The following is a 21,862-nucleotide window of genomic DNA, read 5'->3' as shown; positions in this document are numbered from 1 at the left end:
TGCTCCTATAGGTCGCAATTCCGATGCACGATCTGAGAAAATGGGTTTCTGGGTAGGGGCACGGCGGGCGAAATATTCTATTCCAGCGAAGGTTTTATGCTTGCCGTGCCCTCTGGATTTTTTGTGTCCTGTATCAACTATTTTTTAGCTAGAGCAGAGTTGAGTACGGATGTATAAGCAGATCGGTTGGCATTATTACGATGCTGCGCCAGAATATTACCCGTTGCCGGATCGATGATGGCAATCATTCCTGTTTGGGATCGGTTCTGAGCGAAAAACTCACCGAGTCCTAGTTCTCTGGCTCTGGTTTCTGCTTGGCTGGCTTTGGCTCTATCGCTAACATCGAGAACGATAAAGTTAACTCTGCCGTTATACTCCCGTTTGAGTTGGGAAAGGGTGGGAGCAATATTTCTGCAAGCAGAACACCAAGTGGCATAAATGTCAACTACAACCGGCTTTCCTTGCAGTTGTTCTGCCAGAGGTGCGCCGACATTCCCTACCTTAGATGCACAAGGATTGCTGGAAGCACAGGGATTTACTTGAGCGATCGCCTGTTTGGGAGTAGCGGCAGTTGTAACCGAGGTTGCAGCTACAAGGGAGACTGCGATTGCTAGGCTACTCAGACACAAACTGAGCCATAATGCTGATTGTTTAGGCATATTCACCCTCAAAAATCTAGGACTGTACCTGCAAAAAAGCAGTAAAGTACGGCTTAAATCTCAAGTCAGAAAACAGTAGAACAGAATTTCATGTTTCTCTGGCTTGAGGTTATTTGCATTAAATTCCAGAAATATGAGCGCCAGATGAATGCCAGATGGATACTGGATAAAACCTCAGAACTGGCTGGAAGCTTATGATTCGGTTTTTTCAGCAAAAATTCATCTTGGCATCAGAAACAAATCATCTTGATGCCAGGGCTTTCTAGTACAGTGAAGATTATAGGGTGTTTGATGGAGATCCCCCTAAATCCCCCTTGAAAAGGGGGACTTTGAGTCGTAATTTGAACGTTACTGGTTGGAGATCCCCCTAAATCCCCCTTGAAAAGGGGGACTTTGAGTGTGACGCAGTAGGGACACGGCATCAATAAGCTTTGTCGCTAACGAGAAGGTTTTTTGCCGTTCCCTACAACCAATTTAATCATTTAGATGCAACGGTCAACGATATGACAGGACAAGACTGGTTCGTGACAAATGATGGGCAGTGCAATGCTTTTGAGGTTGCCAGTTACGATCGAGATTTGACCCATCCCTATCGGCTTTACCGCTTTTTAACCGCTCTGGAAGATGTATTAGATCGAATTGCCGATGACCGCTTGCGACTCCAGGCGATTTGTCCCTTGGTTCGCAAGTTGTTGATTAGTTCCTCTTGGCTGCAAATCGCTCCCCTCGAACCTAACTCGGAGACGGGTTGGGAAGTTTTGATGCTGTACGATGAACCGTTTTTTCCTTTAACAGTGCAGTTGGTTGCTTGGGCACCGGGGGCAGTTTCTCCTATTCACAATCATGGTAGTTGGGGGCTGGTGGCTTTGCTAAGTGGGCCGGAAAAAAACACCTTTTGGCGGCGTTCTCCGACTGCTGAATTTCCAGATAGGATCGAACCAGTCGGCGATCGCTTGCTCAATCCTGGCGATATCCTGTGCTTAATGCCCGATACTATTCACCATATAGAAGCAATCGGCGTTCAACCAACAATTAGCTTGAATTTGTACGGTGAAACAAACTACGATCTGCGGTTTGAGTTTGACCCTATTCAAGGCAATGCAAAAAACTTTTAATCTTGATGAATCAATGAAACTGAGTCGCCCTATTCGATCTATTATCAACTATTTCACAGGTAAGCGAATTTCTACATCCTCGCTTCAGTTTCGCCTAACTCTGGAATTAGTGGGAATCTCGATTCTGGGACTTGGTAGCGTAGCGTTTTGGGCTGGCTGGCAAATGGAGCAAAATCTGGTTGCTGCCCACAAACAAACGCTGGAATATATCGCGATGCGTTTTCCCGATCAAATTCAGCTTTACAGCGAGATGGGTGCGATCGAAATTGGGTTAGAACGAACTATCAATAAAGTTTCGACGCCGGGATTGATGGCGTGGGTTAAAAGCCCTGATGGGATGCTGCTGGCACAGTCTCCTAATCTGCACAGTTCTTCCCCTGAAATTCGCAATGTGTCTGCACTCACCGAAATGCCACAAAAGCCGCAGATTGTTCGCTTTGGCGATCGCGATATCGTATTGTGCGGCAGTCCATTGGTATTGAATGGCAAGTCTTTAGGTAAGCTGTATCTCTCTCAAGATATTACGGAAGATCTGCAAAAGTTAAATGCTGGGTTATGGCGATTGCTGCTAGTTAGCATTCTGACAATCTTCATATTAATTGTTGCCATCTCTACAAGAATTCGCAAAGCTCTAAAACCCCTGGAACAGATGAGCCAGGTTGCCGGTGCTATTTCTGCTGACGATCTGGCTGGCAATTTGAAAGCGGCAAAACTGCAACTGCATCGCGCACCAGATGAAATTTTGGGATTGGCTCAAGCTTTTAATCAAATGTTATTTCGATTATCTGCTGCTTGGGAACAACAACGCCAGTTTGTCGGCAATGTTTCCCACGAATTACGCACGCCCTTAACAATTGTGGTGGGTTATTTACAAAGTTTATTGCGACGGGGAACTAATTTAAGTGCTTATCAACAGCAAGCTTTAGAAACAGCAACAGCGGAAACAGAACGCACAATTCGCATGTTGCAAGATTTGCTCGATCTGGCGCGGGCAGATAGCGGTAACTTGCACTTTCGACTTAATCCAATTATGCTAAATACTCTGATAGCAGAAGTGGCGGCAATGAGTGAAAAGGTGAGCAATCGCAAAATTAACGTATTGACAACTGATGAGGATGTTGTCATTTGTGCTGACCAAGACCGCTTACAGCAAGTTTTAATTAATTTGGTAGATAATGCAATTAAGTATTCTGCACCGGAACAATCGGTTGATTTAGTATTAGAAAAGACCGAAAAGGATGCCTTGATTCACGTGCGCGATCGCGGTATTGGCATTCCCCTTCAACATCAAAACCGCATTTTTGAGCGGTTTTATCGGGTAGATGAGTCTATGACTCGTTCTAGAGATGGTACGGGATTGGGGTTAGCGATCGCTAAAAGCCTGATCGAAGGAATGGAAGGTAAAATAACCCTCCGTTCCAAACCGGGCGAAGGAAGCATTTTTACCATCACTTTACCTGTTTGGAAACCGCCCCTATGACTGAACGCATTCTCTTAGTTGAAGACGATCCCAAACTGTCAAAATTCATCGAATCAGAACTCAGTTTGGAAGGATATCGCGTCACCGTTGCCTACAATGGAATGGATGGATTAACGATGACTCGCGATGCACAACCAGACCTGTTAATTTTAGACTGGATGCTTCCCGGCATTTCTGGATTAGACTTGTGTTTGCGGCTGCGGAAAACGGGCGTTCAAGTACCCATAATTATGTTGACAGCAAAAGATGAAGTACCCGATCGCGTCGCTGGGTTAAATGCTGGTGCTGATGATTATGTCACCAAGCCTTTTAGTATAGAAGAACTCCTAGCAAGAGTGAAAGCCCGCTTGCGCCGCACTCATCGTGAAGATCCAGATTTTCTAGAGTTTGAAGATTTGACTTTGAATCGCCTCACCCGCGAAGTTTATCGGGGAACTAAACTGATTGAATTAACCGCAAAAGAATTCGATTTGTTAGAGTTTCTAATTCGGCATCCCCGCCAAGTGATTACGCGCGATCGCATTCTAGAACAAGTCTGGGGTTACGATTTTATGGGCGAGTCAAACATCATTGAAGTCTACATTCGTGCCTTACGGATTAAGCTAGAAGCAAGCAATCCAAAACGGCTATTGCATACCGTTCGCGGAGTAGGATATGTGTTGCGAGATTATGCTTAGCTTCTTTTCCGCGAGTCGCTGGCATATTGACCGTGGATACTGACCAGATAGGGTACACAGTAGGTTAGTGCCGCAGAGATCCAGCGAGCGCGGCTCATCTGCCCTTGTAACAACGCATTTCCGTGATTAATCATCAAGAGAACTGTACCGACAAACAATGCGACTCTCAACCCAGTGGGTACAAACTTAGGATTGAACAAACTGCCACAAAACCCTTTGATAAATTTAGTCATTCTTGTTTAAGAATAGCACAATCTCGATTTGTAAACGTTCCGCCCTCTAGAACTTTTCTGCTAGGTCGATTCCAGAGCGAGATTATGCTTAGCTGCTTTTCCGCTTTTGCCAGAGAAAGTGAAATCAAATCCCCGACTTCTATAATAAGCCGGGTATCTATCATCGATCAACATCTTCTTTTTAAAACTAACTCTGACAAAATACCCGCAATATTCCAAGCATCATCTACTCCGCGATGGTGAGTTCCTTCGAGTGGCATATCGAGTAATTCTAAAGCTTTTGCCATGCCAACTTCACGCGGTAATAGATGAATTATCGCAAACAAAGTTTTAACATTAATATGCCTAGTTCCAAACGGATAGATATTTGGGCGATATTGGCATTGTCTTTCAAATTGCTGCCGATCGTAATCGCCGTAACTTGCCCAAACTCTCTCTTGAGAACCGTATTCTTCTTTAAGAATAGAACAAGCTTCGGCAAAACTAATTCCTTGCTCAACTTGTTCTTGAGTTAAAGTAGTTAATTTAGTGCAGAATTCACTAACTTTTGAACGTTCTGGTTTAACTAAAATACTTCTTTTTTCTAGCCTTTCTCCCGCAGCAATATCTAAAGTGCAGATGCCAATTTCTATAATTTCATTCTTTTCTCCAGGGGGCGGAGATCCCTCCCAGCAAGTAGCTTCGATATCAATAACAAGGATTTGATCTAGTTTCTTAGCCAAGGTACATTCATCCTTTGATCTCTCGTTCCCTAAAAGCTGCCAATACAAAATTTCTGCTAGCTCGATTCTAGCTCTAGAAACCCAATTTTTTTAAGAGGCTGTTTGTCAACTAAAGATTACTCGCTTCCCACTCCAAAATTATGTATTTCTTCTTTTGTCTTGCCTCTGCGTTCTCTGCGCCTCTGCGGTTCGTTAATAGATATTCGGTGGGAAACGAGTAAGTAGGGTGTGTGACGGCGCTACTCGATTGACAGCCTTAATTTTCATCCTTTTTCGCCGTCACGCACCGCTGGCTTTAGACGGTGCCGTACTCTCGGCTAACGCACCCTACACATTGAAGATTTTCTTCACAAACAGCCTTTAAGAAACCGGGTTTCTCATGCACTATTTAAACAACGCCCTCAATCCCTCATTTCTCCGCAAGGCTACCTTTGTCCGCTGACGCATTTCAGCGCGTTCTATAATCCGATTCAGCAACTCTGTATAAAGTAACGGCGGTTCTGATTTCACCCACAAATAAAACGACAAAGACCCAGGCAGCGTATTAATCTCGTTAAAATAAATTTGAGCTGTAGTCGAATCAATAATAAAATCAATTCGCGCCACGCCTGAACAACCGAGAACTTTAAATGCTTTCAGCGCATATTCAATCGCCGCCTGCTTTAATTCCACGTTCAAATCTTTTGGATCGATTACCCGCGTTAAACTCGCCATCCCTTGAGATTCGCCTGCTTGTTTATTGCCTTCGCCTCTCAAATACTTGTCTTCATAAGTCAATACTCCGGATGTCGATACGGGCATTTCTACTACCGATGCAACGGGTTCCTCATCCTCCAATACCGCTACATTGATTTCCAAAATATCTTTGACGCAGGGTTCTACAATTGCCTGGGCATCGTATCGGAAAGTATTCACCAACGCTGCATTTAAACCAGCGATATCGCTGGCGACAGAAATCCCAATACTCGACCCTAGATTGCAGGGTTTGATAAATAGGGGAAACTGTTCTAAACCGGGGGTGGATAATATGCGATCGCGCACAGCTGTTAAACTCTTTCTCCCTTCATCTCGATGCACCACCGTCGCAGGTAAAACGGGTATTCCATGCGCCGCTAAATGCTTTTTACACTGATATTTATTCATTCCCAACGCCGCAGAAAGCACCCCGCACCCGGTATAAGCCACATCTGCCATTTCCATCAACCCTTGGATGCACCCATCTTCCCCATAAGTGCCGTGAAATGCCAGAAAATAAATATCAACCGGAATCACTTCACCGTGTTTTTTTGGCTGCAATACTGTTAATCCACCAATCCGCGGTACAGGTAAAAGCGTCACTTCTTGAACTTGGGAGAGGGAAGCGGGTAATTTTTTGTAGAACTCCTTATTTAACAGCGCATCCCCCGTATACCACCTGCCAGATTGTGCGATGTAGACGGGAATGGGGCGATATCGTTCCACATCCAGAACGTTGATCAATTGCAGTGCAGTAATGACGGATATTTCATGTTCCACCGATCTGCCGCCGAATAATACTGCTAAATTTTTTATCTGTTCTTTCATCCTCTTTTCCCTCTTCCCATATATGTCTATTTAATTGCTAGTTATAAACAAGGGCGTTGCCGATTGCTAATTCCTAATTGCTAATTGCTAATTGCTAATTGCTAATATAGCATTTTTCCCGGTCTAGCCATTAGCCATTAGCCATTAGCCATTAGCCATTAGCCCCACGTCCCAAGGGTAACTAGCAACTTACATTCTTTATTAGAATCTCACCGCAGCTTCGTAAAGATCTGGCAGGTCGTTTTCCATCAGAACTACATCGCCTTCCTTACGGTTTTCCTTGAGATAGGATAAGGCACTATCTCGATTTTCAAACTGTAGCAGTTGTTCTTCTTTTATCCCACCTTGGCGCAATCCTTCAACTATCGCTTTGCGGTTTGTATCCCCAACAACGGCAACTAAGTCGCAAACTTGTGCCGCTTCTTTGGCTATTTTGCTGTTTTCTTCTTCTTGTAGTTCTCCTAATTCAATCATGCCGGGAGTGACTAAGATTTTGCGTCCGCCTGGAATCGCTTCTAAAACCTCTAAAGCGGCTTTAAAACCTGTGGGATTCGAGTTATAAGAATCATCCAATAACACCCCATCACCTTGTTTCACCAAGTTTAAGCGGTGTTTTTCCGGTTCCAGGTTGTAAATTGCTGCCAAAATGTACTCTGGGTCGTAACCCAAGGCGCAAGCCATCGTAAAGGCGGCTAAAATATTCGACAGCATCGGTTTACCCAGCATTTTGGTAAACCCTTTGTATTCTTTCCCTTCCCAATGAACTGTAAAGTGGGTTCCCGACTCGGAAGGTTGAATATCGGTCATCCAGCAATCTAAATGGCCTTTATCTAATTCCAGACCATACAATAACGTGATGCGCTTTTTAAATTCGCCCCAGACTCGTCTCGCACCTTCGTTATCTCCGTTACAAACTAAGATGCCATCTTGAGGTACGGCTTGGGGGAGTTCGGTTTTGGATAAATAAATATTTTCCAAACTGCCAAACCGATCTAAATGCATCAATCCAATGGCAGTAATAATTCCGGCTTTGGGTGGGGTTAAATTGCACAGGCGCGCCACCGAACCGCGTTTATAAGCTGCCATTTCAATCACGGCGTAATGATGTTCTGGCACCAATCTTTCCCGAATTTCGCGGGTAATTCCCATCGGGGTGTTGATGCTTCCGGGAGGCCAAAACGTCGGTTCGACGCATTCTAGAATTTTCGCCAAAATCGATTTTGTGCTGGTCTTTCCGTAGCTACCGCTGATGCCGATTACGTAAGGATCGACTTTTCCCAAAATAGTTTTAGCTTCTTGCATAAAACCATCTTGGATGCGTTTTTCCCCTGGCCATAAAATACCGTTGGCAGCAATTAACCAGGCAAATGTTGTCTGGAAAAACAATATCTGCACCAGCCAAAATAACCCTACGGCGACTGGGGTGGCGAGGTGGAAGAAAGCAGCAGCAACTAGGAGAAGTCCGATTGTGTAAATCACCAGCGCTACCCTGTATATCCGCGTTACCCTTTGGGTCATTTTCAGCGTTAGCTTGCCTACTTTGCAAGGATCTTCTTCTCTGAAGGCGATGATTCCCAATATCGCCGCTGCAATGATACTTATAGGCAAGGAAAGCGGTAGGTTTAACTCGGCAACTCCCAAAGTCGCCAACCCGGCTACAATCGCTACAACGGTTCCCCTAGAGTCGAATGCTCGTTTTTCCAGCCACCAGCGGGTAAACCGATCGGGATAATATTCTTCTTGCTGGAAATAGCGCATGTATCGCAACGAACGACGCAGGAAAAATAAGATGCTGCCGCTTGCGATCGCTATTATAGATACCCTGTCTAAATCAAACATGGCTTAGTTGCTTTTCAACTGATGATTCTGTCTCCGCAATTTCTCGCAGAAACTGTTTGACATAATACGCACAAAGGTGCGATCCTTCGCCGCGAAATAGAAAGTGATCTCGTCCCGGTAGCGAAATTAATTTGCTGTTGGGGATTATTTGGTTATACCTGTGTCCCATTTCTATCGGCGTTTCCGTATCCGATTCTCCCCAAATTAATAGCGTCGGTTTTTGGATGCGGGATGCTTCTTCTGTGAGGTCTTCGTTCACGGTTTTAACCAGAGTCCCCCGCAGAATGCCAGCGTTTTTGTAGTCTCGCGAACCAAAGCGATCGCTGTGCCACTGTTTCAACCTTTCTCCGTATACTGGTATCAATCCTAACACTCGCCGCAGCGTTCTGATGTATTGACTTCTCATCTGCTGGGGGAAATTTCGCTGCCGTTGCAGTCCTCCAGAATTGATTAAAACCAAACTTCTGACCCGAAAAGGATATCGACTTGCTAACCGGATGGATATTCTACCACCAAACGAATGCCCCAGCAAGTCCACCTGCTCTAATCCCTGCTCATCCATATACTGGAGAATGCGTTCTGCATACTGGATGGTATCCCAATCTTGAGGGGGCGGGGCAGATTTACCAAAGCCGGGAAGGTCAATCAGGTGAACCTCTGCCTCCCTTGCCAGCAATTCCCCCAGCGGTTGTAAGGATTGTAAGGTTTGTCCCCAACCGTGGAGCAATAAAATCGGATTTCCCTTCGAGCCAAACTTAATAACGTTTAAAGATTCTTTATCCATGCGCTAAATCCTTCTTATAGGGGATACCTGGGGCGACCTGCCAAGGTAAAGTAAGCGATTTTCCCCGCGTTCGATCTTCGGGGTCGCTCGTAACTTAACAGAATCTTTACCGAAAATCTAGAGTTTTTGTGGCGATCTTCACAAAGCCTAAACAGACGAACGCCTGAGGCTTGTGTAATTCTGGAAGTACAGAGACGCAGATTGTGACAAGCAATACAGGGGGTATTGCCCATCAAGGACTAGAGTTGAACTAGGAAACCTGGATGGAACCTAGCAAGTCAATCGATCCGATCAGGGATGTCAGATCGGGCAAGGTAAACTGTATAGCACTACAGTGATACCAATCACAGGTTTCTGCTATAGTGTCAAGTTAGGGTGAAGAAAATGTCCAAGTTGAAGATATGAGGGACATTTGGCATTAATTCACAGGAGGTGGCTGGGTATTATAAATCAGCCTCGTTGTATCAAGAAGTGGTTAATGCGCGTCACAGGGTGCAATCAGATTAATTCGGCTGCGTTCGCGCAGCGTTCCTTTGGCATATCGCAAGCCAATTCATCATCCGCTGGTAATGATTTTGCTTGCTCAAACCCGATCAAACCCAACCGATAGAGCGATAACAGGATATGGCGCAAGTAAGTTCTTTGGTAGCGCAAGAATATACGCCCAGGTAAGGAAGAGGGAACAAAAGTGATTGCCTGGAAAGATACCTACATGCGGCTTTGCCGCCCGGAAGAACAAAAGCTGTACAAACACCTGCTCCATTGCGTACAGGTGGAATCTCCACCTCAGCTGATCGAGCGCTTTCGCAGCTTGTTCGTTGATGGAATAAGCTATCCAAATGCCGAAATCTTGACGGCACTCGACGAGATTGCCGACTCTAAACTAGCCGATCAGGAATTTAAATATGTCCTGAATCGCTGCTGCCATATTCTGATCAACCGCTGGCAAATCCAACCGCAACTGCAAGCGGCTATTCCCGAATTGGTGGCTTTGTTTGAAAGTCGCCCTGCGGGTATGGGGATCTATTCTCCCCGTTATCGCTCGATCAGACGCTTGCACGAACTCTTAAAGCTTTTCACCGAGAGCGAGCAGTATTTAACCCTACGACGGTTATCTCATGCCATCTCCCATCCGACAACAGACGGGAGTGGCGATGGCAAATCCCATTTGGGCATGTTAATTCGTCGCTATCCCTACTTGTACGAGCATTGTCTTTTAAGCGAAGACAGTACCTACGAGCATCAACAAGCTATCCGGCAAATGCAAGCCAAGGCGCAGCGGCAATTTGAAATCGATCTGAGTCAGTACGTCACTTATCAGGTGCGGCAAAGTCAGCAGAGAGTGCAAAATCATGGGGTGTCGGTAAAACCATTGATCGCGCCGGTCAAAAATCCCACTTTGTTGAGCGATCGCGAACTTTTCTCTGGAATTAAGCAATATAGTGGCAAGGTAGAAGGCTCCTACACCTACCGGGATCTCGCCCAAAGTTTCCTGACTCACAGCAGCCATACCCCCTGTTTCGGCACGTTTAAGGACGAACTGTATTCCTACCTTGTTTCCTCTATCGATCCAGCCTACGGCAAGCGTCAGTTTAATAATCGCCTGTACAACCACCTGCAAAACATCCTGCCCCACAACGATTCCCAGCCATTTAACGAATTCCTGCTGCTGAGAACTTGTAGCCATTTGTTGAACTTCTTGGTGGTAGACAGTCGCCAGCAGCCTCAACACTTTGTATTTATTGACCTAATTTCCAACACCGGCATTAATTTTACAATTGGTCTTTTACTCAAAATTGTGCTAATCTGCCGCAAAGTCAAACCCTACCTAGAAAAGCGATTTTCGATTTTGTTTAACCACTACGAGGGGTGCGGCACCGATGGTGTGAAGTGGCTGATCCAATCCCTAGAAAACTTAAATGTTGCCCTCAGCATCCACTTTGGCGCGGTAGACTTGTCCTACCTCAAGCAACTCAGACAGGTCTAACCCTTAAGGATAACCCAGTCGCCACGCCGATTCCCATCCCACGGGCTAAAACCTCTTGGCAGGTTGAATAAGTCGTCAAAATTTTGGCTATAATTCTTCAAAGTTGTCTAAACTCAGCAAAAACTGAAGCGTCCACAGGAGAGTCTTGACAACTTTTGACTAGGATGGTTTACCTCCCAATCAACCCCTGTGGAGAGCGAGTACGTGCGGCAAGCGCGGAATTTACGCCTGTGGACAAGCAGGAGCCGACTCCCTTGGCTGAAACAGGAAGCAAACGTCGAATTAAGCGCAATACTTGATTTGAGTCAGTTTTGTCTTGCACAGGAAGCAAACGTCGAATTAAGCGCAATACTTGATTTGAGTCAGTTTTGTCTTGCACAAAAAAGGAGCCGAGTTTCTTGGTAGAAGCAGGAAGAAAGGTCTAAAGTTGTCAAACTTTGGGTAAGTCTTTTTTAACGGTAGCTTCCAGCGCCCCATAGAATGGGGTCAGGGCTTAACTAATGTGTCGTAGAGCGGAGTAGCAAGAATGACCCAAGTGGTTTTAGGTGAAAATGAAGGACTTGAATCAGCATTGCGTCGATTTAAGCGTCAAGTCTCAAGAGCCGGGATTTTGGCTGATGTCAAAAATCATCGGCACTTTGAAACCCCGCTAGAGAAACGCAAGCGCAAAGCCACCGCAGCTAGACGCAAAAAACGTATGCGCTAGGGCGTGGCTGAATTTCCCTAGTCGGTAATAGCTAATCGATTTAAATTTTTACTTGAGGGACGAAGCATGAGCTTAAAGATATTTCAGCTTGACAAAGAATATAGCTGCTCTCATGCTTCGCCCCTACTACCTACTTTGGCAGCAACGGTGCGGTTATTGTAAAGGCTCATGGCTTTTTCCACGCCTTGCTTGAGGCTAAGTTCCACCGCTTCCACCACCAGTTGAAGGATTTCCCCCATCATCTCGGTTTCCCCCGCGCTAAAACGTCCGAGAACGAAGGAAACTGTGTCTTTATCGTTTTTGGCATCTGGGGTTTGAGGTTTGCCAATGCCGATTCGCAATCTGGGAAAGTTTTGCGTACCCAAGTGCGCGATCGCTGACTTCATCCCGTTGTGTCCCCCCGCCGATCCCGACAAGCGCAACCGCATCTTCCCCAAGGGCAAATCCATATCATCGTAAATCGCCAAGACAGACTCTGGTGGCAATTTATACCAATCTATCGCCGCGCGAATCGCTTGTCCCGAAAGATTCATATAGGTAAGTGGCTTGAGCAAGCGTATTTTTTGTGACCCTGGCCCCATCCCTTCCCCGAAGGTGCCTTGAAACTTACGATTTTCCGATAAAGAAATTTGCCATCCACGCCCTAGGGCATCAACCGCAGCAAAGCCAACGTTGTGCCGCGTTTGCTCGTATTTAGATCCTGGATTTCCCAAGCCCACAATTAACTGGGGAATCACCAAAGCAGGTGCGGTATCTGCCGACTTCATACTTTATTCCTTAACCTGGTTGAGACGGGCTAGCCGTGCTATTCTCTGCCTTATTGGCGGCGACTTCCGCAGATTTCACCGGAGAGGAGGTTTTGACCGCTTGCTCTAACTGCTGAGCTTCCCGCTTAAACTCATTCTCAAACTCGCTAGATGCTTGCTGAAATCCCCGAATTGCCTTACCCAAACTGCGACCAATTTCTGGCAATTTCTTCGGGCCAAAAATTAACAGCGCTAATACTAAAATTACTGCCATCTCCGGCAGCCCAATGCCAAAAATATTCACAAAAATCCCTCCAAAAACCGCCTCAAACTATTTATAACACTTCGTTTCCCTGACTTTTCCCCCCAGAGCGAAGAGTCCCCATCTTCCCTCTCCCGACAGCCCAAAAAAAACCCGGACTAGCCGGGAAAGCGGAAAAATCCATCTGCGGCTGGGGCAAGGGTTGGATCTGCCCTAGCGACCAAGGCCGTTCCAGCCTACGGTAAAGTCCTGAAGCACTAGGGAGGAGTTGTAGATCTGAAGGATGATCAACAAGAACACGAAGAATAGCAGCATGAAAACAGCCATCACGGGAGTGGTTCCCCAACCAGCGGCAACCTTACCATACTCAGAGTTCAGGGGTCTGAGGACATCACCTAACCAAGTCCGTTGTGCCATAAGTGACCTAAAATGAATCTCTAGCGCAATTTTGTAACGTTCCGTAATATTATAGAGGAATCGGACTCATAATTTATCCTTACATATGGAACCCGCAACAGTTCTTAACATTTCGATTGGCGCTATCCTCGTTGCTATTACTGGTTTTACGATTTATACAGCGTTTGGCCCACCAGCAAAGGAACTGCGCGATCCGTTTGAAGATCACGAAGATTAAAGTGTTTTCTCATCTTTATCCTGCCTGCACGCCAAGGGTATAGCCACGAGATCCGGCTATACCCTTAATTTTTGTCAAGGTTTTTGCGGAGAAACTGGCGGCGATCGCTCTGATGCCACTCGCGAACAGAGCGATCGCTTTTGTCTTTCCGGGTCTGGGGTTTGACCCCAGACAAACACCCCATTAAAATCTTTAATTGCATAGCATATATATATCACAAATGGCAACGCTACAAAGAGTTAATTTAACCATATAATTTTATCCTTATTTTTTCAATTTATATATAAATAAATCTATCATTTTTGGACACAGCCTTATGATTGTATCAGTTTGTTTCAAACATATAAAAAGTGGGGGAGTTTTTGTCTTAATTTGTTACTATTTTTGATTTTAACACTTGCAATACATGATGCATGATTGCGATTTAATACTATAGATATACTTTGATAAAAAAATATAAAGGTAGAGCCAAAATGCTAGGAGCTTAAGAAAATAAGGAATAAAATGCAATAGGCAGCCAAAATTGAATATTATTGCGCAGAAATCGACAAAAAGGAGAGAGAAGCAGATGGAAAACTTGGCTTATCTACACTGTGCTTCAGCTTACGATGAAGCTCCCCCTATCGAGTTGGTTCCAGGGGAAGATCTCGAACCCTTATTTAACGACCTGAATTGGAACAAATTTTCTAGCAAAGCCTTGGTTGGTTTGATGCCTTTTGCTGTTGTTGTGGGTTTGTTGGCAACTCCTCAACAGGCACAGGCAGGTTACCACTGCGGACATGTTGTGTCAGTTTCGTGCAAATACAAAACTGTTAGCTACCACAAGAAGGTGGTATATCACGCGAAATACATCCCGGTAGTCTATAAGAAAGTCGTGTACAAGCCGAAATACATCACGGTAGTCCATCGGAAGGTGATACCCGCTTACAAATACGTGAAGGTAGTCCATCCGGTGGTGATCCACAAGGCCAAACTGGTTAAAACATACCATCCCATCGTCATCCGCAAGCCGAAGTATTACGCTTACAAAACGGTAAGCTATAAAGGCTGTTGCAAGCACGTAGTCATCCACAAGTCGAAGTGTATCTACAAGAAGGTAATCTATCGGCCTGCGTATCACTACAAACACTACTCCTTCGTAGTCCATAGGGCGAAATTCATCAAGGTGTACCATCCGATAGTGGTTCACAAGGTGAAACACATCACCGTATTTCATCCTGTAGTGTTCCACAAGGTGAAATATATTAAAGTGTTGCATCCAGTAGTGTTCTACAAGCCGAAGTATCACTATTACAAGGTGGTACATCGGCCTTCGCCTTGCAAACGCTTTAAGGTAGTCCATCGGCCCAAGTATTACTCGCATTACTACCACGGGTAGGCGTCGCTAACCATGGGGGCTGAAGTTGTTCAATCTGGAGTACAGATTCCACTTAGATGCGAAAACTGATAATCTGAGTCAGAAATCCACAAAAAGGAGAGAGAGGAATGGAAAACCTCGCCTACCTACATTGTGCTTCAGCTTACGACGAGGCTCCCTCCATAGAGTCAACGCCTGCCGAAGACGCCCAGCCGTCATTTAACGGGCTGAACTGGAAACAACTCTCAGGTAAAGTCTGTCTTGCCTTATTGCCCGTCGCCATTGTTTTGGGTATGGTAGTTAGCCCCGAACAGGCACAGGCAGGAGGTTGCTATACCTACAGCTACAGACCTTGCCAGGTTCACCATCGGGTGATACGCAGGCCAAAGTATTACATCAAGCACTACCCAGTCGTGATTCATCGGCCTGTTTATCGCTACAAATATTACCCGGTGTATAAATATTACCCGGTGGTGATCCGCAGGCCAAAATTTGTCCACGTCACCTATCCCGTTGTCGTACCCAGGCCGAGGTATTTTTACAAAGATGTGCCGGTGGTAATAACGAGGCCGAAGTGTTACAAACATCGTGTGGTACATCGGCCCGCCTGTTTTGACGATTGGGATGGCGGATGTGGCAAATCCTTCGCTCCGGTGGGATTTCACCCGACCCCTGCCTTTGATTACGACGATGGTGAATTTGCGGTATACAAAGGCGGGTGCGCCGGTGAATCCTGTTCGGGCTAAGGTTTTTCAGTAGACCTGTGGCAAAAGCGGTAGTAGCACGGCAACCTGGAGATATGGGGTTGTTTAACAAAATTACTCATGTTCCCTAGGATAAACGGCATTTTTGTAAGAACAGGATTGGTCGGAAAAGAGGATGGTTTTATATCATGTCCCTTGGCAACGGTTGTGTAACTGCTAATAGCTAATCGCTAATGGCTAAATAAAAAAGAAACAGTCAATAATTACTGAGCAGCTCTGGAGGCAATTGACAATTAGCAATTAGCAATTAGCAATTACCAATTAGCTATCCATACACTACCGATGCCTAAGGACATGATATTAGACCAAAATCATGGGTGTTTTATTCCCGCTCTTGGGCGGGTTTTTTTTGGCACTGAAAGCTGACGATTTGCCAAGGGGAAATTTGGCTGGTTTTAGCTTCGGGGATGGGAAGCGCGCGCTCTAACAAATCTACCATCTGCGCGATTGCTAACCCCCCATCTCCCCGCAAGGATAACTCGGCTACTTCTCCATGACATTCATAACACCGCAAAATCCATTGTTGCGGGTTATCTTCCGACTGCTTCAACGCCATCAATATTAAATTTTGGGCCCCTAAATCTAAAAAGCAACCTACGGGTGGTAAAGATGCATCTTTCTCTTCGCGACCCGCTGGCATTACCCTTACCTGAAGCGGTTGGTTTAATTCATACCCCCGTCGCACGGTATGGGCAGACTGCCAACTATTGGCGTGAGGATATATGGCATAGGTAAATTCATGATATCCCCGGTCTGCTTCTGGGTCAGGCCAACTGGGACTTCTGAGCAAGGTTAATCGCAATTGATTCGGTTTGCTGTCGTAGCCGTATTTGCAATCGTTTAGCAAGCTGACGCCGTAAATTGGCAACTGGTTATTTTCTTCCCCATTACCCATTTCCGTTAAATCTGCCCAACGTATGGCAGGGACTTCCCATTTCGCTTTTTCTCTCAGTTCTCGCTGGCAAGTTGCATTATCTTCCTCTCCCATCTCCGCGTCCCCGTGTCCCCCCATCCCCGCGTCTGCCTTTTGAGGTTGAGTTGGGCGACATATCGCACCGCAGGCGATTTCATAAGTTGCGGATTCGGCTTCTAAGTTTAAAGGAAAAGCTGCTTTTACCAATACGCCGCGTTCTTGCCAATCTACCTTTGTGGCAATTTTTAAGACGGGGGAACCTGTTTGCAAGATGTAATCTTGACAAAACTGCGATTGTCCTATCTGTCTTACTACCCGCAGCCGTTGCTCTATTGGTCCATAGTCTATCCACTCAATTGATTTTAGTTCGGCTGGGGGTAACGGGTGTTGTTCGTAGTTGGGGTCGATGTTCCACGCATCCCAATATTGACCGCTATCTTTAAACGCTTGCAGTTGATTCCCTCCCGTTTTGTCGAGGATTTCCCGATTGTGGATTTTGTCGAAGGCGCTGGATAAATTCCCCGTTTCTGGGTCTACGGTTACCCGCAGATATTCGTTTTCTAAATTCCAATTTGTTGTTGCAATTTCAATTTTTTGTGCTATACTATATTCATAATGGGAAAGGTGCGCCCATATAAGCTCTGATTCGGAAGGGAAATTAATCGAATTGGGGATATGAGAGTTTTGGGGACATAACCAGAAGAGGCGATAGCCAATAGAGGGGATATCGGGGGCAATAAAGAGTAGTGCGGATGGGTTGGTAGTGAGGACTTCCCTCCTTAATTGGGTGACTAAAGGTTGTCCCTGATGGTCGAAAACTTGCCAAAGATCCCCCCCTGCCCCCCCTTGGGAAGGGGGGGAGTATGGTAGGGAGTCTGGTAGGGGAATGGCAACGACTTCGGATCTTTGCCAGTTTAGGGGATTAAAAATGATGATGGGTAAGGCGTCTGGATGTGGGGGAGGGGGTAGGGAAATTTGGGTGGCGATCTGATCCAAAGACGCTTCTAATATCTGCGTCGCGACTTGTTCGACTTCCTGCCAAACTTGGTTAGCTTCTACAAATACTTGAGTAATCGAAGTTCCGGGTAAAATATCGTGGAATTGGTTAAACAATGCCTTCTTCCAGGCATCTTCTAATTCAGCTTTGGGATAAGTAGCGCCAGCGGCTATAGTAGCCAGAGATGCGAACAATTCGGCTTGGTAGAGTAAGCCTTCGCAGCGACGATTCCAACGCTTTTGATCTGCATGGGTAGTATAGCAACCGCGATGGAATTCTAGGTAAAGTTCATCTTGCCAAATGGGGAATTGGGAATGGGATGGATTTTTACCAGCGAGGGCTGATAAATAAGTATTAGCGGTTGTGAATTGGAGTTGGGGGAAGAAGGGTGATTTTTGCCAACGTTGGGCTATTTCGAGCATATCGCGAGTGGGGCCGCCGCCGTGGTCGCCGACGCCGGGAAGCCAAAGAACATCGGGTAATTGGGTTTTTAGTTGCCAATCAACGGCGTAGGATGCCATTTTAATTGGGTCGATACTTTCACCGATGAGGGCGGACATTAAACTAAATATTTGAGTGCCGTCGGGGGATTGCCACCAGAAGGCACCGTAGGGAAATTTAGTAGTATCGTTCCAGGCTAATTTTTGGGTGACAAAGTATTCAATTCCCCCTTGTTTGAGAAATTGGGGCAAGGTGGCGCAGAAACCAAAAGTATCGGGAACCCAGGCGACAGTACTGATTTGATTAAATTTGGCTTGGACGTAGCGCTGACCGTAGAGAATTTGGCGGACAATTGATTCGCCGTCGATCAGATTTAAATCGGGTTCGATCCACATTCCCCCGACGATTTCCCATTCTCCAGATTTGACTTTGTTTTGGATGGCTGCAAATAAATCGGGGCGATGTTCTTCGAGCCAAGCGTAGAGGGCGGGGGTGGAATGGCAGAATATTAAATCGGGAAAATATGCTTGGAGATTTAGAACTGATTCAAAGGTACGTTGGGCGGCTTTCCAAGTTTCTGCAACAGGCCATAACCAAGCCATGTCGAGGTGGGCGTGTCCGAGTAAGTATATTTTGGATTGGATGCGATCGCCAGTATTTGGTAGGCAAGAAAAGTCTTCCTTATCTTCCTTATCTTCCTTATCCCATAGTCCGGCGACTGGTTTTGAAGATTGGAGAGTTTGGCGGAGGGTGGTAAGCGAGCGATCAAACAATTCCCTATCCTGCAACACTTGCCAATCTATTTGGGAAATAGCTGCTGCCAGGATATCGAGATGTTCTGGATTAAATGCTGCTAAATAACGCTGCAATACGTCTAATTCATCGGCAATAAAACCGGGTTCGAGGCGGTCTGGAGTGGTAGATTCATAAATACAAACAGAACGCATCAACGCCCCATCGCAATGACTCGGACTGACCAGGCGCAACGCGACGATAATTTCTTCCCCTGGGGTGACGGATTCGCTCAACAGTACCCGCGTGAAATAATCTAATAAATCCCCAGATTGTACCAAAGTACCATTGATAAAAATCTGAACATCTTCCACCCACCAAGTCAATGCCAGCCGCAAGCATAAATTAGTTAAAGGATATTCTTGTAAAGCATAGGGAATAACCAATTGTTGAGCTAGCCATAAAACTTGACAACCCCCAGACCAAGCGATGTGGCCTTTGGGATTAAGCTGGACTAACGACCAGTTCAAAAACTTGCTTGGGGTTATTTCCTCGATCGGTAAGTCAGCAGCACAGTATCGCCAACTTGCTAAGGTATCAACTTGAGTTAGCTGGCGCAGTCTGGCGATAGATGCGGAAATTTGGTTGGTGGCAGAAGATGTCACGGGATGGTTCATCTTTTCGGTACAATCAGGTGAGAAATCTTTATTTCAGGATGCGGCGGGGAAAATAAACCGCGTCCTTCAGACTAGATATATGCCTACTAAATTCCCAGGTCGCTATCAAAGCAGGTTGTTCAGTTATCTTAACCGGCAGTATATCCGGTGGAGCGATCGCCGCGATCGCGCGATTCGACACGGACAAGTTGCTACGACCTGGGGAGCGCAAGTACTACTTTACCCCGTTTTCATGCTGTTTCAATCCACCCAACTCGCGGGAAGGCGCTTGCAGCAATTCTTGGGACTCTCTAATTCACCCCCGCCAACCCAACTACCACCCTCGGATATGCCAGTGAGGCGAGTGCTAGAGGTGGCCCAATCATTTTACCTGCCTGGTGCCCCAGCAAACAAGGCAGCTTTGACAGAAAATGCCAAACCGATCTCTTTCCAGGTTAAAGGAAGCAAAAACCCATCCCCGATTACTGGAATTGCTACGCAGCAAGAACAGCGCCATCTAGTATTGGTGAATGACGAAAATGAAATTTTGGATATTTTAACTCCAGAGCAACAGCAACAACTCAACGAGAAAATTATTTTTGAAGTTGAAAGCTACTTGCACCAGCGCCACTCAATCGACCAAGTAGAGGAAACATCCAGCATTACTTTAGCGCCACCGGAAGAACCAGCCAATATTGCACCGGGAGGACTATTGCAGAATGCGATCGATTGGGTAAAAACTGGCCCGGTGGCGACGGTTGTTAATTTATTACAGTCAGAAAACCAGCAACTGAATCAATTTGAAAATAGGCGGCAACAGTTAAAAGCTAAAAGTGAGGAATTAAAACACCGGCACGAGGAATTAACCCACAAAATTCATCTGAATTCAGATGAAAGTAAACCCGATTTGATTTCTAGCATAGACAGAGCGATCGCTCAAATAGAAACCGGCAAAATTACCCAGTCGGTTGTCCATAGCGCCCAAAAATTACTGCACCAGGTAAAAACGAGATTGCTTAATCCTCAAACAGCGGTTTCAGAAGATATAGAAGACCCTTGGTTGACAACAAACGACCTATTTGGCAAACCACAGCCAAATAATAACCGAATACTAGCCCAGAAAAACCCGGCTTCAGCAGTTGCTCTCCCGCCTTCTACACTAACGGATATCCCTAGGGTCAATAGCATCCAAAACCTGATTAAGCGTCACCTGCAACCCAAACAAGCACTTGCAGTAAGACCTCAACAACAATCAGATTTAGCGGTGCATCAAAAATCACCCAAGGAAATAACAAAAGTTCCCGACAGCGTCTCGTCTTTAAATACTACTTCTACCTCTCAAAAATCTGTAGCATCCACCCGCGTCGCTGCAAATCCAGAAACCGCATGGATAGAAACCGAAGCAAAACCAGTCGGTTACGTCAAACACCCATTAGAGCAAATCTTAGAATGGCTAGATCGGGCAATGGTTTGGCTAGAAGATCTATTAATAAAAGCTTGGGAATGGTTAGAGCAACAAATTAATAATATTAATAATAAAAAATGACCCGTGAAATCTTCTCTTTCTCCTCTTTCTCTGAGTCCTCTGCGTATCTGCGGTTCGTTCATGCAAAAGATATGACTTATTGCCTTGGTATCATCACAAAATTTGGTCTGGTTATGGCTTCCGACTCCCGCACCAATGCCGGAGTTGACTATGTTTCCAATTACCAAAAACTGTTCGATTTTTCGTTACCAGGAGAAAGGGTTATTGTTATCTGTACTGCTGGAAATCTTTCTATTACTCAAAGCGTTATCGCTTGTCTGCAAAAGGATCTAAAAGCACAAGAAACTATCAACCTTCATACCTTACCCACGCTTTATGAAGTCGCCAGCTACGTCGGCGCTACAATCCGACAAATTCAACAAAAAGATGGAACATGGCTGCAAAAAGACGGAATTGATTATAAATGTAGCTTCTTAGTTGGCGGTCAAATTAGAGGAGAAGAACCGCAAATTTATCTAGTTTACAACCAAGGTAACTTTATTCACGCCACGCCAGAAACGCCGTTTTTACAGTTAGGTGAAACCAAGTACGGCAAGCCGATTTTAGACCGGACGTTGAAGTACGATACCCCTTTAGAATCGGCGGCAAAATGTGCGTTGCTATCGATTGATTCTACGATGAAATCTAATATTTCTGTAGGGCCACCGATTAGCATGATAATGTACGAAACCGATACTTTTACGATCAAACATCAATTGCAATTACCACCCGGAGATCCTTATTTGCTCAAAATTCGCAAATTGTGGGAAGAATCCCTGAGAAAAGCGTTTGATAATATGCCCGATGTCGAGTGGAAATATTATCGGGAAAACGGTACGGAAGCTGTTTCTACTGATTGATGGGGAAGCATCGCCAACATAGGTTAGCAATAATTATGCTCGCGGTCTCCCCAATTCCTCCTTGCCAAATTTGTGTATTGTACTGGCACAGAAACAATCGTAAATCCCTTGTTAAGAATAAAAGTTTTTAAACTCCTCTACGATCTTAATATAATTTTGAATAACCAGACTAAAATCAAAGTTTTCTCGAGCATATTTGACAATTTCTTG

The 21,862-nt window shown here is 45.5% G+C and carries 21 protein-coding genes; 10 read left to right on the top strand and 11 right to left on the bottom strand.

What is annotated here, in order from left to right; translation table 11 throughout:
- Positions 1-137 precede the first annotated feature (137 nt).
- The gene (locus tag ACE1CM_RS28555; protein WP_374882240.1) at positions 138-659 is read right to left on the bottom strand and encodes a TlpA family protein disulfide reductase; all 522 of its coding nucleotides are present in this window, start codon (positions 657-659) and stop codon (positions 138-140) included.
- A gap of 431 nt (positions 660-1,090) precedes the next feature.
- Between ACE1CM_RS28555 and ACE1CM_RS28550 the strand changes: the two genes are divergently transcribed.
- From ACE1CM_RS28550 to ACE1CM_RS28540, 3 genes are read left to right on the top strand one after another with little or no spacing between them, the layout of a single operon-like run.
- Positions 1,091-1,774, top strand: a complete 684-nt coding sequence (locus tag ACE1CM_RS28550) for a cupin (protein ID WP_374882239.1) — start codon at positions 1,091-1,093, stop codon at positions 1,772-1,774.
- A complete protein-coding gene (locus ACE1CM_RS28545; RefSeq protein WP_374882238.1) occupies positions 1,758-3,254 on the top strand; it encodes a sensor histidine kinase in 1,497 nt (498 codons plus the stop codon). Before ACE1CM_RS28550 ends, ACE1CM_RS28545 begins: the two co-directional genes overlap by 17 nt.
- Positions 3,251-3,931 carry a response regulator transcription factor gene (locus ACE1CM_RS28540; RefSeq protein ID WP_374882237.1) on the top strand — a complete coding sequence of 227 codons (681 nt, stop codon included), beginning with the start codon at positions 3,251-3,253 and terminating at the stop codon, positions 3,929-3,931. Before ACE1CM_RS28545 ends, ACE1CM_RS28540 begins: the two co-directional genes overlap by 4 nt.
- On the opposite strand, the gene nrtS is transcribed toward ACE1CM_RS28540, so the two are convergent.
- The 5 genes from nrtS to ACE1CM_RS28515 form a co-directional block, all read right to left on the bottom strand.
- Positions 3,928-4,164 carry a nitrate/nitrite transporter NrtS gene (nrtS, locus tag ACE1CM_RS28535; protein WP_374882236.1) on the bottom strand — a complete coding sequence of 79 codons (237 nt, stop codon included), beginning with the start codon at positions 4,162-4,164 and terminating at the stop codon, positions 3,928-3,930. The two genes, ACE1CM_RS28540 and nrtS, sit on opposite strands and share 4 nt — an antisense overlap.
- A 167-nt stretch (positions 4,165-4,331) precedes the next feature.
- The gene (locus ACE1CM_RS28530) at positions 4,332-4,934 is read right to left on the bottom strand and encodes an exonuclease domain-containing protein (protein ID WP_374882235.1); all 603 of its coding nucleotides are present in this window, start codon (positions 4,932-4,934) and stop codon (positions 4,332-4,334) included.
- Positions 4,935-5,270: 336 nt separating this feature from the next.
- A complete protein-coding gene (locus ACE1CM_RS28525) occupies positions 5,271-6,449 on the bottom strand; it encodes a D-alanine--D-alanine ligase family protein (RefSeq protein WP_374882234.1) in 1,179 nt (392 codons plus the stop codon).
- 201 nt (positions 6,450-6,650) lie between these two features.
- Entirely contained in the window at positions 6,651-8,288 is a 1,638-nt protein-coding gene (locus ACE1CM_RS28520) for a Mur ligase family protein (protein WP_374882233.1), read from the bottom strand.
- Positions 8,281-9,072 (bottom strand): alpha/beta fold hydrolase, encoded by a 792-nt coding sequence (locus ACE1CM_RS28515; protein WP_374882232.1) that lies wholly within the window; start codon positions 9,070-9,072, stop codon positions 8,281-8,283. Before ACE1CM_RS28515 ends, ACE1CM_RS28520 begins: the two co-directional genes overlap by 8 nt.
- 688 nt (positions 9,073-9,760) lie before the next feature.
- Here ACE1CM_RS28515 and ACE1CM_RS28510 point away from each other — a divergent pair.
- A complete protein-coding gene (locus ACE1CM_RS28510; protein WP_374882231.1) occupies positions 9,761-11,059 on the top strand; it encodes a hypothetical protein in 1,299 nt (432 codons plus the stop codon).
- 526 nt (positions 11,060-11,585) lie between these two features.
- On the top strand, positions 11,586-11,765 hold the full coding sequence (gene rpsU, locus ACE1CM_RS28505; RefSeq protein WP_190471310.1) for a 30S ribosomal protein S21: 180 nt from the start codon (positions 11,586-11,588) through the stop codon (positions 11,763-11,765).
- 110 nt (positions 11,766-11,875) lie between these two features.
- On the opposite strand, the gene pth is transcribed toward rpsU, so the two are convergent.
- The 3 genes from pth to psbH all read right to left on the bottom strand — a co-directional run bounded on the left by pth (position 11,876) and on the right by psbH (position 13,190).
- Positions 11,876-12,532 (bottom strand): aminoacyl-tRNA hydrolase, encoded by a 657-nt coding sequence (gene pth, locus ACE1CM_RS28500; RefSeq protein WP_374882230.1) that lies wholly within the window; start codon positions 12,530-12,532, stop codon positions 11,876-11,878.
- A gap of 10 nt (positions 12,533-12,542) precedes the next feature.
- Complete coding sequence (locus ACE1CM_RS28495) at positions 12,543-12,815, bottom strand: TatA/E family twin arginine-targeting protein translocase (protein ID WP_374882229.1); 273 nt, start codon at positions 12,813-12,815, stop codon at positions 12,543-12,545.
- 171 nt (positions 12,816-12,986) lie between these two features.
- A complete protein-coding gene (psbH, locus tag ACE1CM_RS28490; protein ID WP_226580415.1) occupies positions 12,987-13,190 on the bottom strand; it encodes a photosystem II reaction center phosphoprotein PsbH in 204 nt (67 codons plus the stop codon).
- Between the two features lie 85 nt (positions 13,191-13,275).
- On the opposite strand from psbH, the gene psbN reads away from it, so the two are divergent.
- Positions 13,276-13,407, top strand: a complete 132-nt coding sequence (gene psbN / locus ACE1CM_RS28485; RefSeq protein WP_226580412.1) for a photosystem II reaction center protein PsbN — start codon at positions 13,276-13,278, stop codon at positions 13,405-13,407.
- Between the two features lie 74 nt (positions 13,408-13,481).
- Here psbN and ACE1CM_RS28480 read toward each other — a convergent pair whose 3' ends face one another.
- Entirely contained in the window at positions 13,482-13,625 is a 144-nt protein-coding gene (locus ACE1CM_RS28480) for a hypothetical protein (RefSeq protein ID WP_374882228.1), read from the bottom strand.
- 350 nt (positions 13,626-13,975) lie between these two features.
- On the opposite strand from ACE1CM_RS28480, the gene ACE1CM_RS28475 reads away from it, so the two are divergent.
- The gene (locus tag ACE1CM_RS28475; protein WP_374882227.1) at positions 13,976-14,785 is read left to right on the top strand and encodes a hypothetical protein; all 810 of its coding nucleotides are present in this window, start codon (positions 13,976-13,978) and stop codon (positions 14,783-14,785) included.
- Between the two features lie 107 nt (positions 14,786-14,892).
- Positions 14,893-15,510, top strand: a complete 618-nt coding sequence (locus ACE1CM_RS28470) for a hypothetical protein (protein ID WP_374882226.1) — start codon at positions 14,893-14,895, stop codon at positions 15,508-15,510.
- Between the two features lie 340 nt (positions 15,511-15,850).
- Here ACE1CM_RS28470 and ACE1CM_RS28465 read toward each other — a convergent pair whose 3' ends face one another.
- Positions 15,851-19,288, bottom strand: a complete 3,438-nt coding sequence (locus tag ACE1CM_RS28465; protein ID WP_374882225.1) for an alpha-mannosidase — start codon at positions 19,286-19,288, stop codon at positions 15,851-15,853.
- On the opposite strand from ACE1CM_RS28465, the gene ACE1CM_RS28460 reads away from it, so the two are divergent.
- Positions 19,260-20,813, top strand: a complete 1,554-nt coding sequence (locus ACE1CM_RS28460; RefSeq protein WP_374882224.1) for a hypothetical protein — start codon at positions 19,260-19,262, stop codon at positions 20,811-20,813. The genes ACE1CM_RS28465 and ACE1CM_RS28460 overlap by 29 nt on opposite strands.
- Positions 20,814-20,884: 71 nt before the next feature.
- Positions 20,885-21,652, top strand: a complete 768-nt coding sequence (locus tag ACE1CM_RS28455) for a peptidase (RefSeq protein ID WP_374882274.1) — start codon at positions 20,885-20,887, stop codon at positions 21,650-21,652.
- Positions 21,653-21,862: the final 210 nt, after the last annotated feature.

It is taken from the genome of Microseira sp. BLCC-F43 (assembly GCF_041929235.1).
GTDB lineage: Bacteria > Cyanobacteriota > Cyanobacteriia > Cyanobacteriales > Aerosakkonemataceae > Microseira.
This window is presented reverse-complemented; position numbering and strand designations above follow the sequence as displayed.

What these genes read in the sequence shown, in the direction of transcription:
- ACE1CM_RS28540 (WP_374882237.1), top strand. Translation starts at nt 3,251, where the DNA reads ATGACTGAACGCATTCTCTTAGTTGAAGACGATCCCAAACTGTCAAAA.
- nrtS (WP_374882236.1), bottom strand. Translation starts at nt 4,164, where the DNA reads ATGACTAAATTTATCAAAGGGTTTTGTGGCAGTTTGTTCAATCCTAAG.
- psbN (WP_226580412.1), top strand. Translation starts at nt 13,276, where the DNA reads ATGGAACCCGCAACAGTTCTTAACATTTCGATTGGCGCTATCCTCGTT.
- ACE1CM_RS28465 (WP_374882225.1), bottom strand. Translation starts at nt 19,288, where the DNA reads ATGAACCATCCCGTGACATCTTCTGCCACCAACCAAATTTCCGCATCT.
- ACE1CM_RS28475 (WP_374882227.1), top strand. Translation starts at nt 13,976, where the DNA reads ATGGAAAACTTGGCTTATCTACACTGTGCTTCAGCTTACGATGAAGCT.
- ACE1CM_RS28455 (WP_374882274.1), top strand. Translation starts at nt 20,885, where the DNA reads ATGACTTATTGCCTTGGTATCATCACAAAATTTGGTCTGGTTATGGCT.
- pth (WP_374882230.1), bottom strand. Translation starts at nt 12,532, where the DNA reads ATGAAGTCGGCAGATACCGCACCTGCTTTGGTGATTCCCCAGTTAATT.
- rpsU (WP_190471310.1), top strand. Translation starts at nt 11,586, where the DNA reads ATGACCCAAGTGGTTTTAGGTGAAAATGAAGGACTTGAATCAGCATTG.
- ACE1CM_RS28525 (WP_374882234.1), bottom strand. Translation starts at nt 6,449, where the DNA reads ATGAAAGAACAGATAAAAAATTTAGCAGTATTATTCGGCGGCAGATCG.
- psbH (WP_226580415.1), bottom strand. Translation starts at nt 13,190, where the DNA reads ATGGCACAACGGACTTGGTTAGGTGATGTCCTCAGACCCCTGAACTCT.
- ACE1CM_RS28515 (WP_374882232.1), bottom strand. Translation starts at nt 9,072, where the DNA reads ATGGATAAAGAATCTTTAAACGTTATTAAGTTTGGCTCGAAGGGAAAT.
- ACE1CM_RS28470 (WP_374882226.1), top strand. Translation starts at nt 14,893, where the DNA reads ATGGAAAACCTCGCCTACCTACATTGTGCTTCAGCTTACGACGAGGCT.
- ACE1CM_RS28520 (WP_374882233.1), bottom strand. Translation starts at nt 8,288, where the DNA reads ATGTTTGATTTAGACAGGGTATCTATAATAGCGATCGCAAGCGGCAGC.
- ACE1CM_RS28545 (WP_374882238.1), top strand. Translation starts at nt 1,758, where the DNA reads ATGCAAAAAACTTTTAATCTTGATGAATCAATGAAACTGAGTCGCCCT.
- ACE1CM_RS28555 (WP_374882240.1), bottom strand. Translation starts at nt 659, where the DNA reads ATGCCTAAACAATCAGCATTATGGCTCAGTTTGTGTCTGAGTAGCCTA.